Genomic DNA, 24066 nt, shown 5'->3' with positions numbered 1-24066 from the left:
TGAGCCTCTCGCATGGGCGGCGGCGGGGTCGGCATGTGTGTCGTCGGAAGGGGTCATGTCTGAGGCTCCGCTCAGGCGCCGGGGTCGCGGGCGATCTTGGCCGAAAGTTCCGCCATCACCTTCTCGAAATCCTCCGCATGGGAGAAATCGCGATAGACGGAGGCGTAGCGCACGAAGGCGACGTCATCGAGACCCTTCAGCGCTTCCAGCACCTGCAGGCCGATTTCCTCCGAGGCGATCTCGCTCTCGCCCGAGCTTTCCAGCCGCCGGACGATGCCGGAGACGGCACGCTCGATCCGCTCGCGTTCCACCGGCCGCTTGCGCAGCGCGATCTCGAACGAGCGCATCAGCTTTTCCCGGTCGAAAGGCGCCTTCCGACCGGTCTTCTTCAGCACCATGAGCTCGCGCAGTTGCACGCGCTCGAACGTCGTGAAACGCCCACCGCAATCCGGACAGATGCGGCGGCGGCGAATGGCCGCGCCGTCTTCCGCAGGTCTCGAGTCCTTGACCTGGCTGTCTTCCGATCCGCAAAAAGGGCAGCGCATGCCGTGCCAGCCTTACAAGTAGCCGTACATCGGGAAGCGGCCCGTCAGCGCGACGACCTTTTCGCGTACGCCGGCTTCCACGACCGCATTACCCTCGTCGGAATTGGCGACCTTCAGGCCATCGAGCGTCTCAACGATCAGGTTGCCGATCTCGCGGAACTCGGCTTCCTTGAAGCCGCGCGTCGTGCCGGCCGGTGTGCCGAGGCGCACGCCGGAGGTGACGAAGGGCTTTTCCGGATCGAAGGGAATGCCGTTCTTGTTGCAGGTGATGTAGGCGCGGCCGAGCGCGGCTTCCGCCCGCTTGCCCGTCGCGTTCTTCTTGCGAAGATCGACCAGCATCAGGTGGTTGTCGGTGCCGCCGGAGACGATGTCGAGACCGCCATCGACCAGCGTCTGCGAGAGCGCCTTGGCGTTCTTGACGATCTGCGCTGCGTAATCTTTGAACTCAGGCTTCAGCGCTTCGCCGAAGGCGACCGCCTTCGCCGCGATGACGTGCATCAGCGGACCGCCCTGAAGACCGGGGAAGACGGCCGAATTGAACTTCTTCGCCAGATCCTCGTCGTTCGTCAGGATCATCCCGCCGCGGGGCCCGCGCAGCGACTTGTGCGTCGTCGTGGTGGCGACGTGGCAATGCGGGAACGGCGACGGGTGCTGGCCACCGGCGACCAGACCGGCGATATGCGCCATATCGACCATCAGCCACGCGCCGACCTCGTCGGCGATCTCGCGGAAGCGCTTCCAGTCCCAGATGCGGGAATAGGCCGTGCCGCCAGCGATGATCAGCTTCGGCTTGTGCTTGCGCGCGCTTTCGGCGACCGCATCCATGTCGAGCAGGTGGTCTTCCTCGCGCACGCCGTAGGAAACGACGTTGAACCACTTGCCGGACATGTTGACCGGCGAACCGTGCGTCAGGTGTCCCCCGGAGTTCAGATCGAGACCCATGAAGGTGTCGCCCGGCTGCAACAGCGCCAGGAACACGGCCTGATTCATCTGCGAACCGGAATTGGGCTGAACGTTGGCAAAGTTGACGCCGAACAGCTGCTTGGCGCGGTCGATCGCGAGTTCCTCGGCGATATCGACGAACTGGCAGCCGCCGTAATAGCGCTTGCCCGGATAGCCCTCGGCATATTTGTTGGTCATGATCGAGCCCTGCGCTTCGAGCACGGCGCGCGAGACGATGTTTTCGGAGGCGATCAGCTCGATCTCGTGGCGCTGGCGACCCAGCTCCTTCTCGATCGCACCGAAAATATCCGGATCGCTATCGGCGAGAGACCGGTTGAAGAAGACGTCGTTGGCGGCTGCATCGCTCATGATCAGGCTCCTGTAGGGCGGTGGCACGGTGTTTATCTCCCTCGCATGCCAAGGGCAACCCGCGCCCCGCGTTTTGCGCCATTTGCCGCGGCGTCTGCGCTGTGGTGGGGAGGTCGTGCGATATCCGTGTCAGAACGCCTTTGGCAGGCCCGCCTGTTTCAACGTCTCGTTGGCCGTGTGACGGGATTTGACGCCGTGATCGACGGTGAAATAGCGCTTTGTGATTGGGCTGAACCAGATTTCATGATCGCCCTTTCCGGCACGGTGAAAGTGACAACCGGCGGCCGCCAGCATTGCCTTGAGATCCCGGAGATAGCCGCCCATCAGTAGAACGGGTTCGGTATCTTCGCGACATGCTCCGCCATGATATGCACCGGTATCTCCGGCAGCTCGGAGGGCGAGCCGTTGAGTTCGACCAAGTCGGCAACAGCACTCAGGACTTTAACTTCAAGCTCTTCGACCGAACCCGCCTCGACGACAAGGCCATCGATATCGCTGCTCGTGGCAACCCAGACAGATGCCTCATCGTCCCACAATGCCCGAACCAGGATCGACATCGCCTTCATCCGCGTTCTCCTTGATGTGCTTTCGCAAGTATGCATGAAGCGGCGACGGTTCAACAGCGCCGCCCAAAAACAAAAACGGCCGCGCTCCCAGGAAGCGCGGCCGTCGAAATTCATTCCACCATCAAACCCTACTGCGCGATGCCGCCGTCCAGGCCACCGGTGACCGGCTCGATGCCGGCGGTCGTCTGGAGCGCGAGTTCCTGTTCGCCATCCATCTGGTAGATGTCGTCGCGGAACTGGACGACACCGTCTTTAGCGGCCCAGGCGGTGATGTACTTGAAGTAGACGGGCACTTCGACCGCGAGCTTGATCGGGTTGTTCTGACCCGAACGGATGGTCGCCTCGATCTGCTGGCGGGTCCAGCCGGAAGTGTCACGCAGGAGCCAGGTCGTGAGGTCGCGCACGTTCTGCACGCGCACGCAGCCGGAGCTTTCGAAGCGGGCGAGCTTGTTGAACAGACCCTGCGACGGCGTGTCGTGCATGTATTCGTTGTTCGGGTTGTGGAAGTTGATCTTGGTCGACGCCATCGCGTTGATCTTGCCCGGGTCCTGGCGGAACGTCAGGTTCGGCGCCTTCTCGGCGTTCCAGTCGATCGTTTCCGGCGAGACCTCGTTGCCCTGCCCGTCGATGAGGCGAATGGCGTTCTTCTTGAGATATTCCGGGTCCTTGCGCATCAAGGGCACGATGTCCTTCTCGACGATCGAGCGCGGCGCGGTCCAGTACGGGTTGAGGATGACCTCGTAGATCTTCGAATTGATAATGTGCGTCGGGCGCGACAGGCGGCCGACGATGGCCGTGTGGCGCTGCACGACGCGGCCGTTCTCCACCGCCTCGATATAGGCCGCAGGAATATTGACCACGACGTGGCGCATGCCGAGATCGCCCGACATGGACTGCAGGCGCACAAGATTGGTGTTCAGCTGCTGCAGGCGCACATTGGCCGAGATGTTCAGAGCCTTCAGCGAGTATTCGCCGAGAACGCCATCCGGCGGCAGGCCGTGGCGGGCTTGGAAGCGCTTGACCGCGCCATCGACATAGCTGTCGAAGCTGTCGGACATGCCGGACGACTGATCGAGATCGCCGGCGGCGATCAGGTGCTGGCGCAGTGCCCGCACCGACGGGTCGGAAACGCCGAGTTCCAGACGCTGCGACGGATTGACCTCGGGCCAGCCGCCGGCCGATACGATCCGCTGATACTGGCCGATCGCCGTCTGCGTGTTGTAGATGGTCTCCATGCTGAAGATCGGATTGTTCGACGAGACAGCCAGCGCGGTGCGCGAAGCCTGTGCGTCGAACTGATCGTCCCACACGCCGCGGCGCGGCGCGTTGATGATGTCCACAAGCGCGTCCTGCGCGAACGCACCACCGGCCCAGGCTGCCGCGCCAAGCGTGGCGGCAGAGCGCAGGAAAGCGCGGCGGCTATGAGCATCGATTCCGTTTTTCTTCGACATGATCCCTACCATCAGATGCTGCGAGGCAAATTTCGCCTTCAGCGCTATCACGATTACGGTTAACAAAGGCAGACCTGCCCGGAACGGGAGTGGCGCCTCGGCGGACGAAGGGGCCTCGAAGACCCCGCGACTGCGGGCGCGCCAGCGCCGAAAACCGCTTGACCGAACCCCTATTCCGGGCCGGTTTTTCAGCATTTTACGTCCCATACCAATATGGCCAAACGGTGTCACACAACCAGTAGGAAAGCGCGCAGACGTACCGGGAGACAAGGCACTGCGTCCTTCCTGCAACAGCCTTGCCGGCCTTGATTTCCGGGGCGGATCAGCCCTTGTCGAGGCTTTGACAGGCGACATCCTCAAGTCCGGATCACGACCGTTGACAACATCGTGACGGTGCACGTTGCAGCTGCGATCTCCAGCTGTCGTTCCCGGAGGACATGCGAAAGGCCGGACGCCATCCCGCGCCCGGCCTTTTCAAAGAGGATCGTACCCCGCCAATCTTACATGCGGTAGGCGATCGAGTCGTTCCAGAAGCGGTCGAGGCGCTGGAGCAGCTTGTTCATCTGGCCGAATTCGTCCGTGCCGATCCCGCCGACCTTGTGGATCGAGCCGATGTGGCGCTCATAGAGCTTGGCGACCGTCTCGGCGATGCCCTGGCCGTCTTCCGTCAGGCTGATGCGGACCGAGCGACGGTCGATGCGCGAGCGCTGGTGGTTGATGAAGCCGAGGTCGACGAGCTTCTTGACGTTGTAGGAGACGTTGGAGCCGAGGTAGTAGCCCCGCGAGCGCAGTTCGCCAGCCGTCAGTTCCGAGTTGCCGATGTTGAAGAGGAGAAGCGCCTGAACGGCGTTGACGTCGCTGCGGCCCTGCCGGTCGAATTCGTCCTTGATCACGTCGAGCAGGCGACGGTGCAGGCGCTCGACGAGGTGGAGCGATTCCATGTACAGCGAGCGGATCGCATCTTCCTGCGGGTCTTTGTGAGCAACGGTGTTGGCGGGAGCCTGTGCCTTGAGCTTGGTGTTCATGATGACGGTCTCTCTCTGTTTTGGTGGCGGTGGTTATGTTTTCCCGCCTTGAGGGAGACACTATCGAATACGTATAAAATTCTACTTAAACCGCAGCCTTAACATGAGCTTACGATTCACGTGACCTGTGTCAGGGTGAATCAAATCTTGCGACACGCCCCTGGCGCATGCGCTGGTAGAGGATGACACCGCGGAAAGCGACGAAGATCAGAGCCGCCCCGCCATGCAGCACAAGGATCAGCGGCTTGGTGCCGAAGAGGTCGGGATAGAAGCCGAACATGACGATTTCGGTCGCCGCCGCCACGACCCAGATGACCGGTCCCCAGGACACCAGAAGCCACAAGCCCAGCGCCGCGACGGGATAGGCAACCGCCAGCGTCGCCGCCGCCACGCGCCATGGCACGGTCAAAAGATCGAACCGGCCGGACCCGTTGAAGGAATAGCCGATCAGCAGCGCCCAGTAGTTTAGGCCGAACCAGAAGCACGAAATCGCCACCAGCCGCAGGAAGACGCCGAACAGCGTCTCCGTCAGCGAGACCTTGGGGACATGGACAGAATCATGGGACATGGCGGCGACCATAAGGGTGGATGGTGACAACCGCTAGGCTGGGATGGGAGCCCGTGGCAACATGATCGATCATCAGGTCTGGCCAGGCATGGCGGCAGGATCGCGGGAACCATGCCGCACGGCATGAATGACGATCTCGGCCTCGGTGATCTCGTAGAAAATCAGGTAGGGATAAGGCAACGCGATCAAACGACGAATCGTGGGATCTTGCGTACGGGCGCCGGCGAAAGGCTGATCCTGAAGCTGCTCGATCAAGGTCTTGATACGCTGCATAACCCGACGCGCACCTTGCGGTGAATGCGCACCGATATACGCGGCAACGTTCTCAAGGTCGATCATCGCCGGTCTGGTGTAGCGAAGCCTCACAGACCGTGGGCAGCCCAGATAAGGCGCATGTCCTCGTCGGTTGCAAACTCGCCGCGGGCGGCTGCGCTCTTGGAAACGGCAATCGCTGCAAGCTCCCCCGCGCTCAATGGAACCGGCTCCGACTCCTCGCGGGCGAGGATCAGCATCGTGCGAGCGATCTCGTCCTGGACGACGGCAGGAAGAGCGCGGGTGGCCTCAACGGCTTTTTCTAGGAGCTCGGTCATGCCCCATTATGCAGGAAACACCGGCGCGGAAAAGCCGACTCTCTCGAAATTGCTGCACCGTGCCCCCTCGGTCGGACGCGCCAACACGCGCTCTATACGCAGAACCGGGACGAGACGCCGCACCTGGGATGTTTTGCCTCCCTGCCCCATCGTGATAAATGTTCCCCAACTGCTTCATGGCGCGCGCTCGCGCAATTTCCGAAAGACGCCCTTCATGACCGACAAGACCGACATCGTGGACCTCATCACCGGACATCGCCGGATGCGCCGCAATCGAAAGGCGGACTGGACACGGCGGATGGTGCGCGAGAACCAGCTGACGGTGGACGACCTGATCTGGCCGATCTTCCTCGTTCCCGGCACGAACGTGGTCGAGCCGATCGCCGCCATGCCCGGCGTGATGCGCCTCAGCGTCGACAAGGCGGTGGAAGCCGCGCGCGAGGCGGCCGATCTCGGCATTCCCGCGCTGGCCACCTTCCCGAACGTCGATCTGTCGCTGCGCGACGACACCGGCTCACACAGTCTCGATGCCGACAACCTGATCAACCAGGCGACGCGCGCCATCAAGAAGGCGGTGCCCGGCATCGGCGTCATCACCGACGTCGCGCTCGACCCCTTCACCAGCCACGGGCATGACGGCATCCTGCGCGATGGCGAAATCGTCAATGACGAGACCGTTTCCCAGATCGCCCGCGCCGCCATCGCGCAGGCCGATGCCGGCGCCGATATCATCGCACCCTCCGATATGATGGACGGCCGCATCGGCGTCATCCGTCAGGCGCTGGATGCGGCCGGCCACCAGAATGTCGGTATCATGGCCTATGCCACCAAGTTCGCCTCGGCCTTCTACGGCCCCTATCGCGAAGCCATCGGCACCAGCGGGCTGCTGAAGGGCGACAAGAAGACCTATTATATCGACCCCGCCAATGGCACCGAAGCCCTGCGGGACGCCGCCCTCGACGTGGAGGAAGGCGCCGACATGATGATGGTGAAGCCCGGCCTGCCCTATCTCGACATTTGCTGGCGCATGAAGGACGCCTTCGGCCTGCCCGTCTTCGCCTATCAGGTCTCCGGCGAATATTCGATGATCAAGGCCGCCGGCGCGCAAGGCTGGATCGACGAGGAACGCGTCATGATGGAAACTCTGCTGGCCTTCAAACGCGCCGGCTGCGACGGCATCCTCAGCTATTTCGCACTGGATGTGGCGCGGCTTCTGGCCCGGAAAGGATGATGACGAGGAGAAGCGGCCGCTTGAATCCGTCCCGCTTCATTCCAATATAAGTGATGACGATTGGAGACCCAGATGACTATCAGCCAGGATGACGTTCGCTTTCCCAGTACCGATTGGCGCGCCTATCGCGGCGTTCTCAGCCGTCGGGTCATTGCGTTCTGCGTCGATTATCTCTTCGTCGCGCTTCTATGGATTCCCGCGGCCGTTGTCGTGTTCTTCCTCGGCATCCTGACGCTCGGTTTCGGTTTCCTGCTCTATCCCGCACTCTTTGCCATCGTCGCGATGCTCTACTTCGGCGTCACGGTCGGCGGTCGTTCGCAGGCGTCGCCCGGCATGGCCATGATGGGGCTGGCGATCGCGCGGACCGACGGGCGGCCGATGGATTTTATGACGGCGGTCGTGCATCTCGTGATCTTCTGGATTGCGAATGCTTTCCTCACGCCGTTCATCGTGCTCATCGGCCTGTTCACGGATCGCGGCCGTCTGCTGCACGATTTTCTCATCGGCACGGTGACGGTGCGACGCGATAGCTACCCGCTGAGCGCGTAGCGCCTGCACGGACACACTGCCTCATCAATCCGACGTGTTTTCGACCGGTCGTGTTAACGGCCGGTTGACCTTTTTCATTCTTGAGCCATGCTACTGCATAACCCCTCAAATCGGAGTCGATTTCAGGATGATATTATGCACCAGGTATAAAAGTGCTACAGCGAACCTGAGTGCGTCATACATGATGCACAGCGCTGCAGTGTGATCGTATGGTCATGAAGTGTGATCGCCGCCCCAGATGAACATGAACACCCACACCGCCCCGTCTCCGCAGTTCTACCTCACGGCACCGGCGGCTTGCCCCTACCTGCCGCATGAGATGGAGCGGAAGGTGTTCACCCATATGGTGGGTGAGCGGGCGCCTGAGCTCAACGACCTCCTGACCCAGGGCGGCTTCCGCCGGTCGCAGAACATCGCCTACCGCCCTGCCTGCGAAAGCTGCCGGGCCTGCGTTTCCGTGCGGATCGTCGCCGGCGAATTCAAGCCGACGCGCTCGATGAAGCGGGTGCTCGCCGAAAACAGCGATGTGGTGTCCACCGAATACCCGGCCGAACCGTCGAGCGAGCAATATGCCCTCTTCCGCCGCTACCTCGACAACCGCCACCAGAAGGGCGGCATGTCCGATATGTCGGTGCTCGATTATGCGATGATGGTCGAGGATACGCATGTGAACACCAAGATCATCGAATACCGCCTGCGCATCGAAGGCGACGGCATTGCCGGCCGGGCCAACGGCCCGCTGATCGGCGCCGCGCTGACCGACAAAATGGGCGACGGCCTCTCGATGGTCTATTCCTATTTCGACCCCGCCTTTTCCGACCGCTCCCTCGGCACCTTCATGATCCTCGATCACATCCGCAAGGCGCAGGACCGCGGCCTGCCGCACGTCTATCTCGGCTATTGGGTCAAGGGCTCGCGCAAGATGGACTACAAGACGAAGTTCCTGCCGCAGGAGCACCTAATGGCTCGTGGCTGGGAGCGGTATGCCGGGCCTGCAGGCGAGGATGCGGCGGGCTGATCCCGTCTGTCGAACGGCTGACAAACCATCGCCTCGGGGTTCTTGTATGAGAACGCCCTTTTTGTTATAACGTCGGTTATAACAAGGAGAGCCACTATGAACGTCACCGTCCGTAAGATTGGAAATTCCGAAGGCGTCATCCTGCCGAAAGATGTTCTGGATCGCATGGGTGTGAAGGCGGGGGACACGCTGACAGTGCGCATGACGGATAACAAACTGGAACTCATTCCAGAAACGGCATCCTTTTCGGAGCAGTTGAAGGCTGCCCGGATCGGCATGGAGAAGTACAAGAATGCGCTGAGAGAACTGGCAAAGTGACAGGGTATACTTGGCTCTCGCGCGAGGGTATCGTGGCCATTCACGACGAGCAACTCGCGGAACACGGCGGGCTGCCCGGTTTGAAGGACGAGAACGCACTGGAAGCTGCGCTGGCGCGTCCGTTGCACAAGCATGCCTACGGCGAGGATGACGTTTTCGTCCTCGCTGCAGCCTACCTCTACGGGATCACGCGAAACCATCCCTTTTCGGACGGCAACAAGAGAACCGGCTTCCTGGCCGCCTTTACATTCCTGCTCATCAACGGATGGTTGCTGGACACCGAAGAAGCGATGGCCGTCGAGTTCGTCCTTGGCGTTGCTTCAGGCGACATCGCGGAAGGCGGGATCGCAAATTTCCTACAGGATTATTGCGAGCGCCTAACCGTCTGACACATCACCGGACGGAACTCCCGGACCCCTCACCCCCCGAACTTCCCGCTCCGCGGAAAGCCCTTGGGCACGACGCGGCCGGCAGTACCGCGGTCGGCGATCCATTCGGTGAGTTCGGCGGCGGTCTTGGTAAAGCTGCGGCCGGCGCTGTCGCTCCAGGTCAGGCCGTCGGCCAGCGTGAAGCAGCGGATGTCGGAGACGCCGCCGTCCTTGTAGCGCTGGAGGCGCACGCCCTTGCCGCGGGTCATTTCCGGGATCTGCGCCAGCGGGAAGACGAGGAGCTTGCGGTTTTCGCCGATGATGGCGACCTGATCGCCCTTGACGGTCACGACCATCTTGGCCTCGTCCGGCATGGCGACGTTCATGATCTGCTTGCCCTTGCGGGTGTTGGCCACCATCTCGCTTTCGGAAATCACGAAGCCGTTGCCGGCGGCGGACGCGATCAGCACCTTGCGGGCGGGATTATGCACGAAGGCGGTCAGCACGTCCTGGTCGTTCTCCATATCGACCATGATGCGCAGCGGCTCGCCGTGGCCGCGCCCGCCGGGCAGCTTGTCGCCGCCAAGCGTATAGACCTTGCCGCCGGTGGTGACGATCAGGATGCGATCGGTAGTGGACGCCGGGAAGGCAAACTTCAGCGCATCGCCTTCCTTGAACTGGAGCGTCGCCGTATCGGAGATGTGCCCCTTCAGCGCGCGGATCCAGCCCTTTTGAGAGAGGACGACGGTAATCGGCTCCTTCTCGATCATCGCCTGGTGGATCGCCGCGTCGTCCGTGTCCGGCGCGTCGGCAAACACCGTGCGGCGGCGGCCGAGTTCGGTCGCCTTGGCGAATTTTTTCTTCACCTCTCCGATTTCGGAGGCAACCGTGTCCCATTGCTTTTCGTCGGAGGCGAGCAGCGCGTCGATCTCGGCCTTCTCAGCTGTCAGACCGTTGAACTCGGTGCGGATCTCGAACTCCTCCAGCTTGCGCAGCGAGCGCAGGCGCATGTTGAGGATCGATTCGGCCTGAAGGTCGGTCAGCGTGAACCGCTTGATCAGAGACGGCTTCGGCTCGTCCTCCTCGCGGATGATGCGGATGACCTCGTCGAGGTTGAGATAGGCGATCAGATAGCCGCCAAGGATCTCCAGCCGGCGCTCGATGGCAGCCAGACGAAAGCGCGACCGGCGCTGCAGAACCTCGCGGCGATGCTGCAGCCACTCCGTCAGGATATCAAAGATCGACATGACGCGGGGCACGCGGCCCATCGACAGCACGTTCATGTTCAGCGGAAAGCGGTTTTCGAGGTCCGTCAGCCGAAACAGCGATTCCATCATGATGGTGGGATCGACGCTGCGGCTCTTGGGCACCAGCACGACACGCACGTCTTCGGCCGACTCGTCGCGCACATCCTCGAGAAGCGGCAGCTTGCGGGCGATCAGCAGTTCGGCGATCTTTTCGATCAGCCGCGATTTCTGCACCTGATAGGGAATTTCCGTGATGATGATCTGCCAGACACCGCGGCCAAGGTCTTCCACGACCCATTTCGCCCGCACGCGGAAACCGCCGCGCCCCGTCCGGTAGGCCTCGGTGATGCTGGCCTTGTTGTCGATGATGATGCCGCCGGTCGGAAAATCCGGACCGGGCACGAGTTCGACCAGTTCCTCGATCGTCGCATCCGGCTTGCGGATCAAGAGCAGCGCCGCGTCGCAAAGCTCGTGTGCATTGTGCGGCGGGATCGACGTCGCCATGCCCACCGCGATGCCGGATGAGCCATTGGCCAGCAGATTGGGGAACGCGCCCGGCATAACGACAGGCTCTTCGTCCTCCTCGTTATAGGTGGCGCGGAAATCGACGGCATCCTGGTCGATGCCTTCCAGAAGCAGCGCTGCGACCTCGGTCATGCGCGCTTCGGTGTACCGGTAGGCCGCGGCATTATCGCCGTCGATATTGCCGAAATTGCCCTGTCCATCGACCAGCGGATAGCGCTGGGAGAAATCCTGGGCGAGCCGCACCAAAGCGTCGTAGACCGACTGGTCGCCATGCGGGTGGAACTTACCGATGACGTCGCCGACGATGCGGGCGCATTTCTTGAAGGCCGTGTTGGGACGGATGCCCATCTCGCTCATCGCGTGGATGATGCGGCGATGCACCGGTTTCAGGCCGTCACGAACGTCCGGCAGCGCACGATGCATGATCGTGGAAAGCGCATAGGCAAGATAGCGCTCTTCCAGTGCCGCCTTGAGATCGACGGGCTCAATATGATCGTCTCCGCCCGACGGCGGCAAAAGGCTCTGTCCCATGGGTCGTAGCTACCTCAACAAACCGTGAACATCAAGTTGTCTCGCCGGCGCTATCCCCAGCAAACCGCCGCCCATGAAAGCCCTCGTCAAATAAAGCACGACGCTTACCTGACATTTCTCCACCAGCCGCATATATTTCCGCCCAAATCGCCTTGGAGACATCGACCCCGATATCACAGGCTTTGCAAGGACCAAATGATGATGCAGTTTCCAAGACTTCGCTTCCTGCTGGCAGGCGTCGCCTTCGCCGGCCTCGCCTCGCCCGCCTTCGCGCTCGATGGCGCCGACTTCGTTACCAAGCTGAACGCGGCCTATGCCACCAACGGTGCGACGCTCGCCTACGAGGCGGTCGATGTCAACGATGACAGCGTGGTCCTCAAGGGCGCCAGCGTGCGGAGCACGGTGAAGACGGCGGACGAGCTCAAGATCGGCGACCTCACCTTCGACGGCGTCGAGGAGCTTACGGACGGAGGCTACACCGTGGAGACGGTGGACTTCCCGGATATCGACCGGACGGCAGACGGCGCCCGCCTGACCGCCAAGGACATTGCGATCTCGGGCCTGCGCATTCCCGCCAAGACCGGGACCGGCAGCATCGACGACCTGCTCTACTACCAGTCGGCCGGAACCGGGCCGATCACCGTGGAGATTGGCGGCAAGACCGTGTTCGCCATCGACAAGTCGGAAAGCAACCTGACCCGCCAGGACGGCGACAAGGGCATCGATTTCGACGGCATCGTCAGTGGTGTGAAAGCCGACCTTTCTGACGTCAAGGACGCCAAGACCAAGATGGCGATCGACAAGCTCGGCCTTCAGAATCCGACCGGCGAGTTCACCGTGGAAGGCAGCTGGGACCTCGCCTCGGGCGTTTTCGCCGTTCGCGACAACTCTGTGAACGTCGACAATGTCGGCCGCCTGTCGGTCGGCTTCAACGTTTCGGGCTACACGCTCCAGCTCCTGAATTCGCTGCAGGAAGCCTTCAAGGCGGCCGAAGCCAACCCCAACAAGGAGGCCGCCAACCAGGCGCTCGGCCTGTCGGCGATGGGCCTCATCCAGCAGCTGAACTTCAACTCCGCCTCGATCCGCTTCGAGGATGCCTCGATCACCAAGCGCCTGCTCGATTACTTCGGTGCGGAACAGGGCGTGACGGGCGAACAGATGGCGCAGTCGATCAAGGGTCTCGCGCCGATCATGATCGCGCAGCTCAACCTTCCCGACCTACAAAACCAGCTGACCGCGGCCATCACCGCCTATCTGGATGCGCCGAAGAACCTGACGATCACGGCGGAGCCGGCCAAGCCCGTCCCCTTCCCGATGATCGTGGGCGCCGGCATGGGCGCGCCGAACACGCTGCCGAGCGTGCTGGGCGTCAAGGTGACCGCGAACGACTGACGCGGCCTTGACTATGTGAAACGACGAAGCCCGCCGGTCTCCTCAAACAGGAGGCCGGCGGGCTTTTTCGTATCTCAGTGCGAGGCCTGCGGCAGGGCCGGCGCATCCGGCTTGTCGTGCACGGCAAAGCGGTCGAGCATCGTCGCACTGGCCTCGTTGAGGCCGATGACCTCGATGGGAACACCGGACCGGCGGAACTTCAGCACCACCTTGTCGAGTGCGCCGACGGCCGTAATATCCCAAAAATGCGCGGCGGAGACGTCGATCGTCACGCTGGCGGCACTCTCGGTGAAGTCGAAGGCCGCGATGAAGGCGTCGGCCGAGGCGAAGAACACCTGGCCTTCCACGCGGTAGGTCCGGGCAACGGCATCGCCGAGCGATACCACGCGGAAGAGCTTCGCCACCTTGCCCGCGAAGAACACGCCCGAGAGCAGCACGCCGACGATGACGCCCTTGGCAAGGTCGTGCGTCGCGACGACGGTGACGACGGTTGCGAGCATGACGACGGAGGATGGCAACGGGTTGGTGCGCAGGTCGAGGATCGACCGCCAGGAGAAAGTGCCGATCGACACCATGATCATGACCGCGACGAGAGCGGCCATCGGGATGATGCGCACGATATCGTCGAGAACAAGGATCAGGAACAGCAGGAAGGCACCGGCAACGAAGGTGGAAAGCCGCCCGCGGCCGCCGGAGGAGACGTTGATGACCGACTGGCCGATCATGGCGCAACCGCCCATGCCGCCGATCAGCGCCGAGGCGATGTTGCCTGCCCCCTGACCCACACATTCTTGGCTCTTGTTGCTCGGCGTATCCGTCATGTCATCGACGATCTGCGCCGTCAGCAGCGATTCGAGCAGGCCGACGGCTGCAAGCGTCACGGAATAGGGGAAGATGATCCGCAGCGTTTCCCAGGTCAGCGGCACGTCCGGCAGGCCGAAGACCGGCAGGCTTGAGGGCAACTCGCCGAGGTCGCCGACGGTGCGCAGATCGAAGCCCCCGAAGACCGCAACGGCCGTCAACACCGCGATGGCCACCAGCGGCGACGGGATGGCCTTCGTCACATAGGGGAAGAGGTAGATGATGCCGAGGCCGATGGCGATCATCACATAGGTCAGCGCGGGAACGCCGATCAGCTCCGGCAGCTGCGCCATGAAGATCAGGATCGCCAGTGCGTTGACGAAGCCGGTGATGACCGAGCGCGAGACGAAGCGCATGAGCCGCCCGAGCTTCAGGAAGCCGCCCGCGATCTGCAAAAGCCCCATGAGGATGGTGGCGGCGAAGAGATATTGCAGGCCATGGTCGCGCACGAGGCTGACCATGACGACGGCCGTGGCTGCCGTAGCAGCCGAAATCATACCGGGCCGGCCGCCGGTAAAGGCGGCGACGCAGGCGATGGCGAAGGAGGCAAACAGCCCCACCTTCGGATCGACCCCCGCAATGACCGAAAACCCGATCGCCTCGGGAATGAGCGCCAGCGCCACGACGACGCCGGAGAGGATGTCGCCGCGAATGTTGGAAAACCATTCGTGGCGGTAGGTGGACAGTGAGATCATGGATTGAACGTTTCGCAAACAGGAACGCACCAGCCGGGACGAGGTCCGAAGCGGTTATAAGGGCTGATGCTGTGCGTTGTCCGGCGGATCGGCGGCCGGAAGAGCCACCCGGGGATCGCACCCGGGTCCGTTGTGATGGCTTTCCATAAACCGGACACGCCCGTGACGCAACGCTAAAGTCCGCAGCGCCTTGGGAAGGCGCCGATGGAGAAACGGAAAAGGGCGACCCATGGCCGCCCTCCTATCCGTCGTGTGTCGATCCGCCCGTTGCGGATCAATCCTTCTTCGGCTGCGGCACGACCCTCAAGGCCAGTTCGCGCAATTGCGTCGGGGCGGCTTCGCTGGGGGCGTTCATCAGCAGGTCCTGGGCCTGCTGGTTCATCGGGAACAGCGAGATTTCACGCAGGTTCTTGGCGCCGACCAGCAGCATGACCACGCGGTCGATGCCGAAGGCGCAGCCGCCGTGCGGGGGGGCGCCGTACTGGAAGGCGCGGTACATGCCGCCGAAGCGGTCTTCCACGTCCTGCTTGGACAGGCCGACCAGTTCAAACGCCTTGACCATCAGTTCCGGCGACTGGTTCCGGATGGAGCCGGACGCGATCTCGAAGCCGTTGCAGACGGCATCGTACTGGTAGGCCTTGATCGTCAGTGGATCCTGCGTTTCCAGCGCCTCAAGCCCGCCCTGCGGCATGGAGAAGGGGTTGTGTGCGAAATCGACCTTCTTCTCTTCCTCGCTCCATTCGTAGAAGGGGAAGTCCACGATCCAGCACAGCTCGAACCGGTCGCGGTCGACGAGGTTCAGCTCTTCGCCGGCGCGCGTGCGGGCTTCGCCTGCGAACTTGTAGAACTTGGCGGGATCACCGGCGACGAAGAAGCATGCGTCGCCGGCTTCCAGGCCGAGCTGGACGCGCAGCGCCTCGGTGCGCTCAGGGCCGATGTTCTTGGCGAGTGGGCCGGAACCTTCGACGGTCTCGCCCTCGGCGCGCCAAAAGATGTAACCGAGCCCCGGCTGGCCGGTGGACTGCGCCCAGGCGTTCATCCGGTCGCAGAAGGCGCGGGAGCCGCCGGTCTTGGCCGGAATCGCCCAGACTTCGACCTTCGGGTTGGAGGCGATCATGTTGGCGAAGACCTTGAAGCCGGAGCCGGCGAAGTGCTCGGTCACGGCCTGCATCTCGATCGGGTTGCGCAGGTCCGGCTTGTCGGAGCCGTACTTGCGGATCGCGACGTCGTAGGGAATGCGCGGCCAGTCCTTGGTGACGGGCTTGCCGTCCGCGAATTTTTCGAACACGCCTGTGATGACGGGCGCCATCGTGTTCCAGACGTCTTCCTGCTCAACGAAGCTCATTTCCATGTCGAGCTGGTAAAATTCGCCCGGCAGGCGGTCGGCGCGCGGGTCTTCATCGCGGAAGCAGGGTGCGATCTGGAAGTAACGGTCGAAGCCCGCGACCATCAGCAGCTGCTTGTACTGCTGCGGCGCCTGCGGCAGCGCGAAGAACGTGCCGGGATGGATGCGCGACGGGACGAGGAAGTCGCGCGCGCCTTCCGGCGAAGATGCGGTGAGAATCGGCGTCGTATATTCGGCAAAGCCTTCCGCGTTCATGCGGTTGCGCATGTCGGCGACGATCTGGGTGCGCTTGACGATGTTGCGGTGAAGCGTCTCGCGGCGCAGGTCGAGGAAGCGGTACTTGAGGCGCACGTCCTCCGGATAATCCGGCTCGCCGAAGATCGGCAGCGGCAGTTCCTTGGCGGCGGAGAGGACTTCGATTTCCTGAGCGTAGAGCTCGATCTCGCCCGTCGGCATCGTCTTGTTGACCGTCTCGGCCGTGCGCGCCTTCACGCGTCCGTCGATGCGGATCACCCATTCGCCGCGCACGGCTTCGGCCGCCTTGAAGGCCGGGCTGTCGGGATCGACCACGACCTGGGTGAGGCCGTAGTGATCGCGCAGGTCGATGAACAGGACGCCGCCATGGTCGCGAACACGATGCACCCAGCCGGAGAGACGGACGTTCGCGCCGACATCGGTCTGGCGAAGGGCGGCGCAAGTGTGACTGCGGTAACGGTGCATGTGCGTTTCCTGGAACTGGCAAAATGCCGCACACGGGAAAACCATCGCTGTCCCGGCGGCGTCGAAATCGCGCGGAAAAGCGCATGGCAGGTCCGATTTGTCAAGGCGGAGCTCGGCCTGATGGACCGATCTTACGCCTCTACGCGCCCTGCGACAACGCGGCAGGCGGGAAAGATCGCTGTCACAATTGCTGAACAGGGCGATCAAGTTTAAGGAGAAGCCACGTCGATACACCCGGACCGGATCATGCCCGCCCTCACCCGCCGAACGCTTCTCAAAGCCAGTGCCGCAACGGCTGCATCTTTCGCGCTGGGCGCAGGCCTTGCCGCGCGTCCGGGCACGGCCGCGCCTCTAACGCTGAAGGCGCAGTTCGGTGCTGCGAAGATTGCCGAAGGCGGCGCGGAAACGCAGGTGATGACCTGGGGACTTGGCGACGAGCCTGCGATATCGGGCGTGCCACCGGTGTTGCGGATGCGGCAGGGCCAGCCCTTCGCAGCCCGGCTGGTCAACGGGCTCGACGAGCCGACCACCGTGCACTGGCACGGGCTGCGCATTCCCAACGCCATGGACGGCGTGCCGGAGATGACGCAACCTTACGTCTACCCGGGCGATGGCTTCGACTATGCCTTTACCCCGCCCGATGCCGGCACGTTCTGGTATCACCCCCATTGCAATACGCTGACCCAGATGGGCCACGGCATGACCGGCGTAATCGTCGTGGAGAACCCTGCCGACCCCGTCTTCGACGCCGAAATCGTCCTGAACCTGCGCGATTGGCGGCTGGGGGCAGACGGTGCCTTCATCGCCCCGTTCAAGCCCCGGGATGCGGCGCGCGGCGGCACCTATGGCACGGTGCGCACCGCCAACTGGCAGCGCGCGCCGCAGTTCGAGGCACCCGCCGGCGGGCTGGTGCGGCTGCGCATTGCGGCAACCGACGTCACGCGCATCTATACACTCGGCATCGATGCGCCAGCCTCGATCCTGGCGCTCGATTCGAATGCGCTTGCTCTGCCCTTGGCAATCGATACGCTCGATCTCGGGCCGGGACAGCGCGCCGACCTCGTGGTGCGGATGCCGGATGGCGAGGGGCAGACCGTGACGCTCGGCAACCTGCGCGGCTCCTCGCCCTGGACCATCGCGACGCTGGTCGCGCGCGGCTCCTCGCTCAGGCGCGACTTGGGGGACACCAGCGCGCTGGCACCCAACCCGATCGCCCGTCCCGACATCGCCGGTGCCGAGCGCATTCCCCTCGATTTCACGGCGACGGCCGAGCACAAGGCGGTGGAGAGTATCTGCGGCTCGCTCGGCTATACGTTCTGGGCGATCAACAAGGTGCCGTGGCCGGGCGATACGCCGGACCCGGTCGCGCCGCTGGCGGAGCTGAAGCTCGGCCGGAGCTACGTCTTTGAAATCGCCAACCGCACGCCGCATGCCCACCCGATCCACCTGCACGGGCTGACCTTTCACGTCCTCTCCTCCAACAAGCGCACCGTGCTGCCGCCGCCGACGGATACGATCCTGCTGCAGCCGGACGAACAGGCCGAGCTGGCGCTGGTCGCCGACAATCCGGGCGACTGGATGCTTCACTGCCACATCATCGAGCACCAGAAGACGGGTATGTCGTCCTATCTCAGGATCGTCTGATAGACCGCCTGCGGCGTGCCGAATCGCGGCTTTTTCATGTCGGTTGGTTGACATCCCCGCATCAAAAGAGAAGAGAGAGAAAACCCGCCTCCACATCCCGGAGATCCGATGGATATTATCGATACGACTGCGGCGCTGCAGGCAGCCTGCGACACGCTGGCCACTGCGCCTTATCTGACGATCGACACAGAGTTTCTGCGTGAGACGACGTTCTGGCCGCAGCTCTGCCTGGTCCAGATGGCCGGTCCCGACATCGCCGTGATCGTCGATCCGCTTGCCAAGGGCCTCGACCTCGCTCCCTTCTTCGCGTTGATGGCCAATCCCGACATCATCAAGGTCTTCCATGCCGCGCGGCAGGACATCGAAATCATCTTCCATCTCGGCGGGCTCATCCCGCACCCGATCTTCGATACGCAGGTCGCGGCCATGGTCTGCGGCTTCGGCGACAGCGTCTCCTACGACCAGCTCGTCAGCCGTATCAAGGGCGAGCATATCGACAAGTCCTCGCGCTTCACCGACTGGAGCCGCCGGCCGCTGACCGACAAGCAGCTCGATTACGCGCTCGCCGACGTCACCCATCTGCGCGACGTCTACCACCACCTGAAGGCCGAGCTGGAGCGCGAAGGCCGCTCGCTGTGGCTGACGGAGGAGATGGCGGTTCTCGAATCGCGCGAGACCTACGACATGCATCCGGACGATGCCTGGCAGCGGCTGAAGATGCGCCTGAAGAAGCCGATCGAGCTGGCCGTCCTGCAGCGCATCGCCGCCTGGCGCGAGCGCGAGGCCCGGTCCCGCAACGTACCGCGCGGCCGCGTGCTGAAGGACGATGCGCTCTACGAGATCGCCCAGCAGCAGCCGAAAGACGCCGAGGCCATGTCGCGGCTGCGCACGGTGCCGAAGGGCTGGGAGCGCTCCAGCGCTGGCACGGCCATCATCGAAGCCGTCAACGAGGCGCTCGCTTTGCCCAAAGCCGACATGCCCCGCCTGCCCCGCCAGAACCAGACGAGCGAAGGGGCGGCCGCTGCCATCGAGCTGCTCAAGGTTCTCCTGAAGCTCGTCGCCGAAAAGCAGGGCGTCGCGGCCAAGATCATCGCCAACAGCGAAGACATCGAGCGCATCGCATCGGAAGGCGAGAAGGCCGATGTCGGCGCGCTGAAAGGCTGGCGCCGCGATCTGTTCGGCGAGATCGCGCTGAAGCTGATCAATGGCGACGTGGCGCTGCGCTTCGTGGACCGGAAGATCGAGACGGTGGAATTGCCCGGTGCTCCGGCCTGAGGCCGGGTCACCGCTCCGGTTGGAAGCCGTACTTGCCTCTCGGCCCCAGACCCTTGTCGAAGGTCCCGAGCTTCGTGACGCAGACGGGTTCCACCTCAGGCGTCGTGAAGGGTTTCGTCGTACCGTCGGGATCTATGAGATAGTTGAAGATCCTGTCTGAGAGCAGGATTCGTCCCTCCCCCGTCTTGCACACCGCGATGCGTTGCATGCCGCCGGTGTCCTGATCCATTTCGAACACGACCGGCGCGCGTCCTTTTGCCGTGACGGTGAGCGTCCGCCGGAATTCCGCGAGGAAAAGATGGTCTAGGTATCGTTCGAGCCGGAGATGAAGGCCATCGATGTCTGCCTCGGTGACATCGAGCGGGCCGCTCTCACCGCGGATCATCTTCCGCCGTTCGTTGATCTCCAAACCGACGGATATGACGATAAGTGCCACACCAACGACAAAAGCGAGAAGCAGCAGAAACAGGACGCGGCGCCAGCGAGAGCTTTTTTCTGTCACGCGAACCGCCCCCTCCTCGTAACGGCCCTTACGCGAACCGGAACGCGATTCGCTTACCCGTCAGTTTCGCCAGTTGCTGCAAGCGTCCATCCAGTCGCTCCCCCGCGAACTCGCTGTAATCGGCGGGCACCACGAAATCGAGGTCGGTGTTTGCAGCGGAAGACGGGCGGAGGGCGAGGTTGCGGACGATGCCCGGCATGGAGGCTGAAAAGAGGTAGGCGACGCGCAGGAGAGCACCGAGGATCTTCGCCTGTTCCAGCATGCGTGCCGGCGTGATGGTGGAGAGCGGGCTGGTGGCGCCGTTGTCGTTCAGGCCATCGTGCCGGTAGTAATTGGCGAGCGCGATATAGGCACGGCCGGCATGGGTGATGCCGGAAAAGGTGGAGTGGGCGATGATGTTGAGCGCCTGCAGGCCCCGGTAATCGGGATGGGCGCGCCAGGAGATGTCGGCAAGCAGGCAGGCGGCCCGCCGGTAGCGGGCTTCCTCATCGGTTTCGGTGATGCCGAGGGCCGGCAATACCCTGCCCGTCCAGTCCGCCAGTTCGCGGGCGTGCTCGGGAGACCGGGCCCGCAGGATCGCCAGTTCGGAGGCGGCGGTCAGCAACGGATCGGCATTGCGCGCCTGCTCCGACAGCAGCGAGAACAGGTAACCCTCGCGCACGCCCAACGCGGAAAATGAGATCCGCGCCGGCTTCAGGAGCGAGATCGTCTCCTGCAGGGCGATGGCGCCGTAGGGCAGAAGATTGCGGCGGCTGCGGGAGATCGCGGCGAAGGCGGGGATCTTCAGGTCCTTGGGCTCGATCACCTCCGGCAGGAAGCTCATCGCCTCCTCGAAGCTCATCTCGTAGCCCTGCATCATATGCAGCGGATAATCGCGCAGTTCCATGTGCAGCTTGGCGATGGAACGCCATGTGCCGCCGACAGCGTAGAAGGTGCGTCCGGCACCGCGTTTCAGCACATCGACGTTTTTCACCGTCTTGCGGACATAGGCACGCGCCCGCTCCAGCGAGCCGCCGGCATGTTCCGACAGGCGAATGCCGCCGAGCGGCAGCGTTATGCCGGTGCCGATCGTGCGGCCGACGACGTCCACCAGTTCCAGCGAGCCGCCACCGAGATCGCCGACGACGCCATCGGGATCGTGATAGCCGCTGACGATGCCAAGCGCGGAGAAGTAGGCCTCCTCCTCGCCGGAGAGGACACGGATCTTCTGGCCGAGAATATGCTCGGCGCGGCGGATGAAATCGGGGCCGTTGGAGGCGTCGCGGGCTGCCGCCGTCGCCAGCACGAAGCCGGTCGAGGCGCGCGCCTGGGTCGCGAGGGCCTTGAAGCGGTGCAGCGCCTTCAGTGCACGCTCGACGCTCTCGGCATCCATCTGCCCGGTGGCATCGATGCCCTTGCCGAGCCCGCACATGACCTTTTCGTTGAACAGCACCGCAGGCGAGCGATTCAGTCCCTCATAGATCACGAGCCGGATCGAGTTGGAGCCGATATCGACGACGGAAACAGGAGCGATGCCAGGCAAGCGCCCCTGAGCTTCGGATTCTACCATACGGGTCCAGCTTTACTTTCTGCGGTCGCTGTCCCAGCCGGCGATAACCTTGGGCGCACTCGATTTCAGGGCCTCGCCCCGGCCGGACAGGCTGGGGTTGGTCATGAAATAGACTTGTGCGTTGAACGGTTCGCTGTCCTTGGACACCGAGATCCGCCGTGAGGTGCCGTCCTCGAGAATTTCGTAGCTCTGCTGGTTATCGATGAGATTTGCCAGCATGATCTGCGACAGGACCTGTTCGTGCACGGTCCGGTTGACGAGAGGTACGAGAGTCTCCACGCGCCGGTCCAGGTTGCGCGGCATCATATCCGCCGAGCCGATATACACAAGCGCATGCTCGGAGGGAAGAGCATGGCCGTTGCCGAAACAGAAGATCCGGCTGTGCTCGAGGAAGCGGCCGACGATCGACTTGACGCGGATGTTCTCCGACAGGCCCGGAACCTGCGGACGCAGGCAGCAGATGCCGCGAACGATGAGCTCGACCTCGACGCCGGCGCGGCTGGCGCGGTAGAGCGCGTCGATGATCTCGGGATCGACCAGCGAGTTCATCTTCATCCAGATCGACGCCGGGCGACCGGCACCGGCATGCACGATCTCCTCCTCGATATGCTTGAGGATGCGCGGGCGCAGCGTGTGGGGCGAGATCGCCAACTTCATGCCGGCTTCCGGCTCGCCATAGCCGGTGATGAAGTTGAAGATGTTCGCCATGTCGTGGCCGACGACCGGCGAGCAGGTGAAGAAGGACAGGTCGGTATAGATCTTGGCGGTGACGGGGTGATAATTGCCGGTGCCGAGGTGGCAGTAAGTGCGCAGCTTACCCTCCTCGCGCCGCACGACCATGGACATCTTGGCATGGGTCTTCAGCTCGATGAAGCCGAAGACGACCTGCACGCCGGCGCGCTCCAGGTCACGCGCCCAGCGGATGTTGGCTTCCTCGTCGAAGCGGGCCTTGAGCTCGACCAGCGCCGTCACCGACTTGCCGGCGTCGGCGGCATCGATCAGCGCGCGCACGATGGGGCTGTCGTTGGAGGTGCGGTAGAGCGTCTGCTTTATCGCAAGGACGTCAGGATCGCGCGCAGCCTGATGGAGGAACTGGACAACGACGTCGAAGCTCTCATAGGGGTGGTGAACCACCATGTCTTTTTCGCGGATGGCGGCGAAGCAGTCTCCCATGTGCTCTCGGACTCGCTCGGGAAATCGCGCATTATACGGCGCGAAACGCAGATCCTCCCGCGGTGCCTTGGTGATTTCCGACAGCGTGTTCAGCGCCAGCAGGCCCGGCAGCACGGCCACGCGGTTTTCCGGCACGGCAAGCTCCGAGATGACGAAGCGACGCAGTTCCAGCGGCATTTCAGAGTCGATCTCGATGCGGATGACCGAGCCGCGGCGGCGGCGCTTCAGCGCGGTCTCGAAGAAACGGACGAGATCTTCCGCCTCTTCCTCGACCTCGATATCGCTGTCGCGGATGATGCGGAAGGTACCGGCGCCCTTGACGTCGTAGCCCGGGAACAGGCGGCTGATGAACATGCCCACCACATCTTCCAGCGTGATGTAGCGGATGGTGGAGCGCACGTCCGGCAGGCGCACGAAGCGATCGAGCGCGACCGGCAGGCGCAGGAGCGCCGTCATCGGATCGCGGCCGGAGCGGCTGACGAGCTGCAGCCCCATGGTGAAGCCGAGATTGGGGATGAAGGGGAACGGATGCGCCGGATCGATCGACAGCGGGGTCAGAACCGGGAACATCGACTGGTCGAACGTCGTCTCCAGCCAGGTCCGATCGTCGGCCGACAGCGAGACCGGGCGGACGATCAGGATGTCTTCCTTGGCGAGATACTGCTGAAGCACGGCGAGCGACGCCTGCTGCTCCATCTGCAGCGTGTTGATCTCTTTCAGGATGTCGCCCAACTGCTCGGCCGGCGTCTTGCCATCGGGGCTGCGCACGACGACGCTCTGGCGCACCTGCGCCTCAAGGCCGGCGACGCGGACCATGAAGAACTCATCGAGGTTGGCCGCAGAAATGGACAGGAAGCGGACACGCTCCAGGAGCGGATGGGCAGTGTTGAGCGTTTCCTCTAGGACCCGGCGATTGAACTGCAGCCAAGAGAACTCGCGGTTGATGAACCGTTCCGGGCTGTTCAGCAGGTCAATGCCCTTATCGACCGCACCCTTGTCGACCGGGTTGGCCGGGGAGGTCGTCTTTGCCGCAGCTGTCGTCGTGTCCATGTCCCGTTCCCTCATAC

At 63.1% G+C, this 24066-nt stretch carries 23 protein-coding genes and 1 other annotated feature; of the genes, 8 read left to right on the top strand and 15 right to left on the bottom strand.

Going from position 1 to position 24066, the window contains the following annotated elements:
* Positions 1–71: 71 nt before the first annotated feature.
* The 9 genes from nrdR to G8E10_RS04680 form a co-directional block, all read right to left on the bottom strand.
* Positions 72–545, bottom strand: coding sequence for a transcriptional regulator NrdR (gene nrdR, locus G8E10_RS04720; RefSeq protein WP_110726391.1), 474 nt, complete (start codon positions 543–545; stop codon positions 72–74).
* Positions 546–557: 12 nt separating this feature from the next.
* Positions 558–1856 (bottom strand): serine hydroxymethyltransferase, encoded by a 1299-nt coding sequence (gene glyA, locus G8E10_RS04715; RefSeq protein WP_110799596.1) that lies wholly within the window; start codon positions 1854–1856, stop codon positions 558–560.
* 129 nt (positions 1857–1985) lie between these two features.
* On the bottom strand, positions 1986–2180 hold the full coding sequence (locus G8E10_RS04710) for a type II toxin-antitoxin system HicA family toxin (RefSeq protein WP_110732578.1): 195 nt from the start codon (positions 2178–2180) through the stop codon (positions 1986–1988).
* Positions 2180–2536, bottom strand: coding sequence for a DUF1902 domain-containing protein (locus tag G8E10_RS04705; protein ID WP_281517409.1), 357 nt, complete (start codon positions 2534–2536; stop codon positions 2180–2182). Before G8E10_RS04705 ends, G8E10_RS04710 begins: the two co-directional genes overlap by 1 nt.
* Before the next feature lie 14 nt (positions 2537–2550).
* Positions 2551–3873 (bottom strand): L,D-transpeptidase family protein, encoded by a 1323-nt coding sequence (locus tag G8E10_RS04700; protein WP_167127433.1) that lies wholly within the window; start codon positions 3871–3873, stop codon positions 2551–2553.
* 500 nt (positions 3874–4373) lie between these two features.
* Positions 4374–4898 carry a transcriptional regulator LdtR gene (ldtR, locus tag G8E10_RS04695; protein WP_110726396.1) on the bottom strand — a complete coding sequence of 175 codons (525 nt, stop codon included), beginning with the start codon at positions 4896–4898 and terminating at the stop codon, positions 4374–4376.
* A gap of 130 nt (positions 4899–5028) precedes the next feature.
* Positions 5029–5466 (bottom strand): DUF6163 family protein, encoded by a 438-nt coding sequence (locus G8E10_RS04690; RefSeq protein ID WP_110733326.1) that lies wholly within the window; start codon positions 5464–5466, stop codon positions 5029–5031.
* Between the two features lie 72 nt (positions 5467–5538).
* Positions 5539–5832 carry a type II toxin-antitoxin system mRNA interferase toxin, RelE/StbE family gene (locus tag G8E10_RS04685; protein ID WP_132446952.1) on the bottom strand — a complete coding sequence of 98 codons (294 nt, stop codon included), beginning with the start codon at positions 5830–5832 and terminating at the stop codon, positions 5539–5541.
* Complete coding sequence (locus G8E10_RS04680; RefSeq protein WP_167127430.1) at positions 5829–6056, bottom strand: hypothetical protein; 228 nt, start codon at positions 6054–6056, stop codon at positions 5829–5831. The genes G8E10_RS04685 and G8E10_RS04680 overlap by 4 nt, the downstream gene beginning before the upstream one ends.
* Positions 6057–6270: 214 nt before the next feature.
* On the opposite strand from G8E10_RS04680, the gene hemB reads away from it, so the two are divergent.
* From hemB to G8E10_RS04655, 5 genes are all read left to right on the top strand, one after another.
* On the top strand, positions 6271–7287 hold the full coding sequence (gene hemB / locus G8E10_RS04675) for a porphobilinogen synthase (protein ID WP_167127427.1): 1017 nt from the start codon (positions 6271–6273) through the stop codon (positions 7285–7287).
* A 72-nt stretch (positions 7288–7359) separates the two neighbouring features.
* Positions 7360–7836, top strand: coding sequence for an RDD family protein (locus G8E10_RS04670; RefSeq protein ID WP_110799600.1), 477 nt, complete (start codon positions 7360–7362; stop codon positions 7834–7836).
* A gap of 244 nt (positions 7837–8080) precedes the next feature.
* Positions 8081–8854: an arginyltransferase gene (locus G8E10_RS04665; RefSeq protein ID WP_167127424.1), complete on the top strand. Its 774-nt coding sequence runs from the start codon at positions 8081–8083 to the stop codon at positions 8852–8854.
* Between the two features lie 96 nt (positions 8855–8950).
* Positions 8951–9172 carry an AbrB/MazE/SpoVT family DNA-binding domain-containing protein gene (locus G8E10_RS04660; protein WP_110726401.1) on the top strand — a complete coding sequence of 74 codons (222 nt, stop codon included), beginning with the start codon at positions 8951–8953 and terminating at the stop codon, positions 9170–9172.
* A complete protein-coding gene (locus tag G8E10_RS04655) occupies positions 9169–9561 on the top strand; it encodes a type II toxin-antitoxin system death-on-curing family toxin (protein ID WP_167127421.1) in 393 nt (130 codons plus the stop codon). Before G8E10_RS04660 ends, G8E10_RS04655 begins: the two co-directional genes overlap by 4 nt.
* Positions 9562–9590: 29 nt before the next feature.
* Here the strand turns inward: G8E10_RS04655 and parC are convergent, their stop codons facing one another.
* Complete coding sequence (parC, locus tag G8E10_RS04650; RefSeq protein ID WP_167127418.1) at positions 9591–11843, bottom strand: DNA topoisomerase IV subunit A; 2253 nt, start codon at positions 11841–11843, stop codon at positions 9591–9593.
* Between the two features lie 198 nt (positions 11844–12041).
* On the opposite strand from parC, the gene G8E10_RS04645 reads away from it, so the two are divergent.
* The gene (locus tag G8E10_RS04645; RefSeq protein ID WP_132712944.1) at positions 12042–13235 is read left to right on the top strand and encodes a hypothetical protein; all 1194 of its coding nucleotides are present in this window, start codon (positions 12042–12044) and stop codon (positions 13233–13235) included.
* Between the two features lie 74 nt (positions 13236–13309).
* On the opposite strand, the gene G8E10_RS04640 is transcribed toward G8E10_RS04645, so the two are convergent.
* Entirely contained in the window at positions 13310–14791 is a 1482-nt protein-coding gene (locus G8E10_RS04640) for a SulP family inorganic anion transporter (RefSeq protein ID WP_167127415.1), read from the bottom strand.
* Between the two features lie 74 nt (positions 14792–14865).
* Positions 14866–14923: a sequence feature (sul1 is cis-regulatory element that is thought to sense ions involved in sulfur or methionine metabolism; They are found in Alphaproteobacteria), on the bottom strand.
* A 142-nt stretch (positions 14924–15065) separates the two neighbouring features.
* On the bottom strand, positions 15066–16856 hold the full coding sequence (gene aspS, locus G8E10_RS04635) for an aspartate--tRNA ligase (protein ID WP_110799604.1): 1791 nt from the start codon (positions 16854–16856) through the stop codon (positions 15066–15068).
* A 246-nt stretch (positions 16857–17102) separates the two neighbouring features.
* On the opposite strand from aspS, the gene G8E10_RS04630 reads away from it, so the two are divergent.
* Positions 17103–18500, top strand: a complete 1398-nt coding sequence (locus G8E10_RS04630; protein WP_167127412.1) for a multicopper oxidase family protein — start codon at positions 17103–17105, stop codon at positions 18498–18500.
* 114 nt (positions 18501–18614) lie between these two features.
* Positions 18615–19775 carry a ribonuclease D gene (rnd, locus tag G8E10_RS04625; protein ID WP_110800067.1) on the top strand — a complete coding sequence of 387 codons (1161 nt, stop codon included), beginning with the start codon at positions 18615–18617 and terminating at the stop codon, positions 19773–19775.
* Positions 19776–19782: 7 nt separating this feature from the next.
* Here the strand turns inward: rnd and G8E10_RS04620 are convergent, their stop codons facing one another.
* The 3 genes from G8E10_RS04620 to G8E10_RS04610 are packed head-to-tail and all read right to left on the bottom strand — an operon-like array spanning position 19783 to position 24049.
* Positions 19783–20277 carry a hypothetical protein gene (locus G8E10_RS04620; protein ID WP_167127409.1) on the bottom strand — a complete coding sequence of 165 codons (495 nt, stop codon included), beginning with the start codon at positions 20275–20277 and terminating at the stop codon, positions 19783–19785.
* A 28-nt stretch (positions 20278–20305) separates the two neighbouring features.
* Positions 20306–21826: an exopolyphosphatase gene (ppx, locus tag G8E10_RS04615; protein ID WP_110732589.1), complete on the bottom strand. Its 1521-nt coding sequence runs from the start codon at positions 21824–21826 to the stop codon at positions 20306–20308.
* Positions 21827–21838: 12 nt separating this feature from the next.
* A complete protein-coding gene (locus tag G8E10_RS04610) occupies positions 21839–24049 on the bottom strand; it encodes an RNA degradosome polyphosphate kinase (protein ID WP_132446928.1) in 2211 nt (736 codons plus the stop codon).
* Positions 24050–24066: the final 17 nt, after the last annotated feature.

It is taken from the genome of Ferranicluibacter rubi (genome assembly GCF_011603255.1).
GTDB lineage: Bacteria > Pseudomonadota > Alphaproteobacteria > Rhizobiales > Rhizobiaceae > Ferranicluibacter > Ferranicluibacter rubi.
This window is presented reverse-complemented; position numbering and strand designations above follow the sequence as displayed.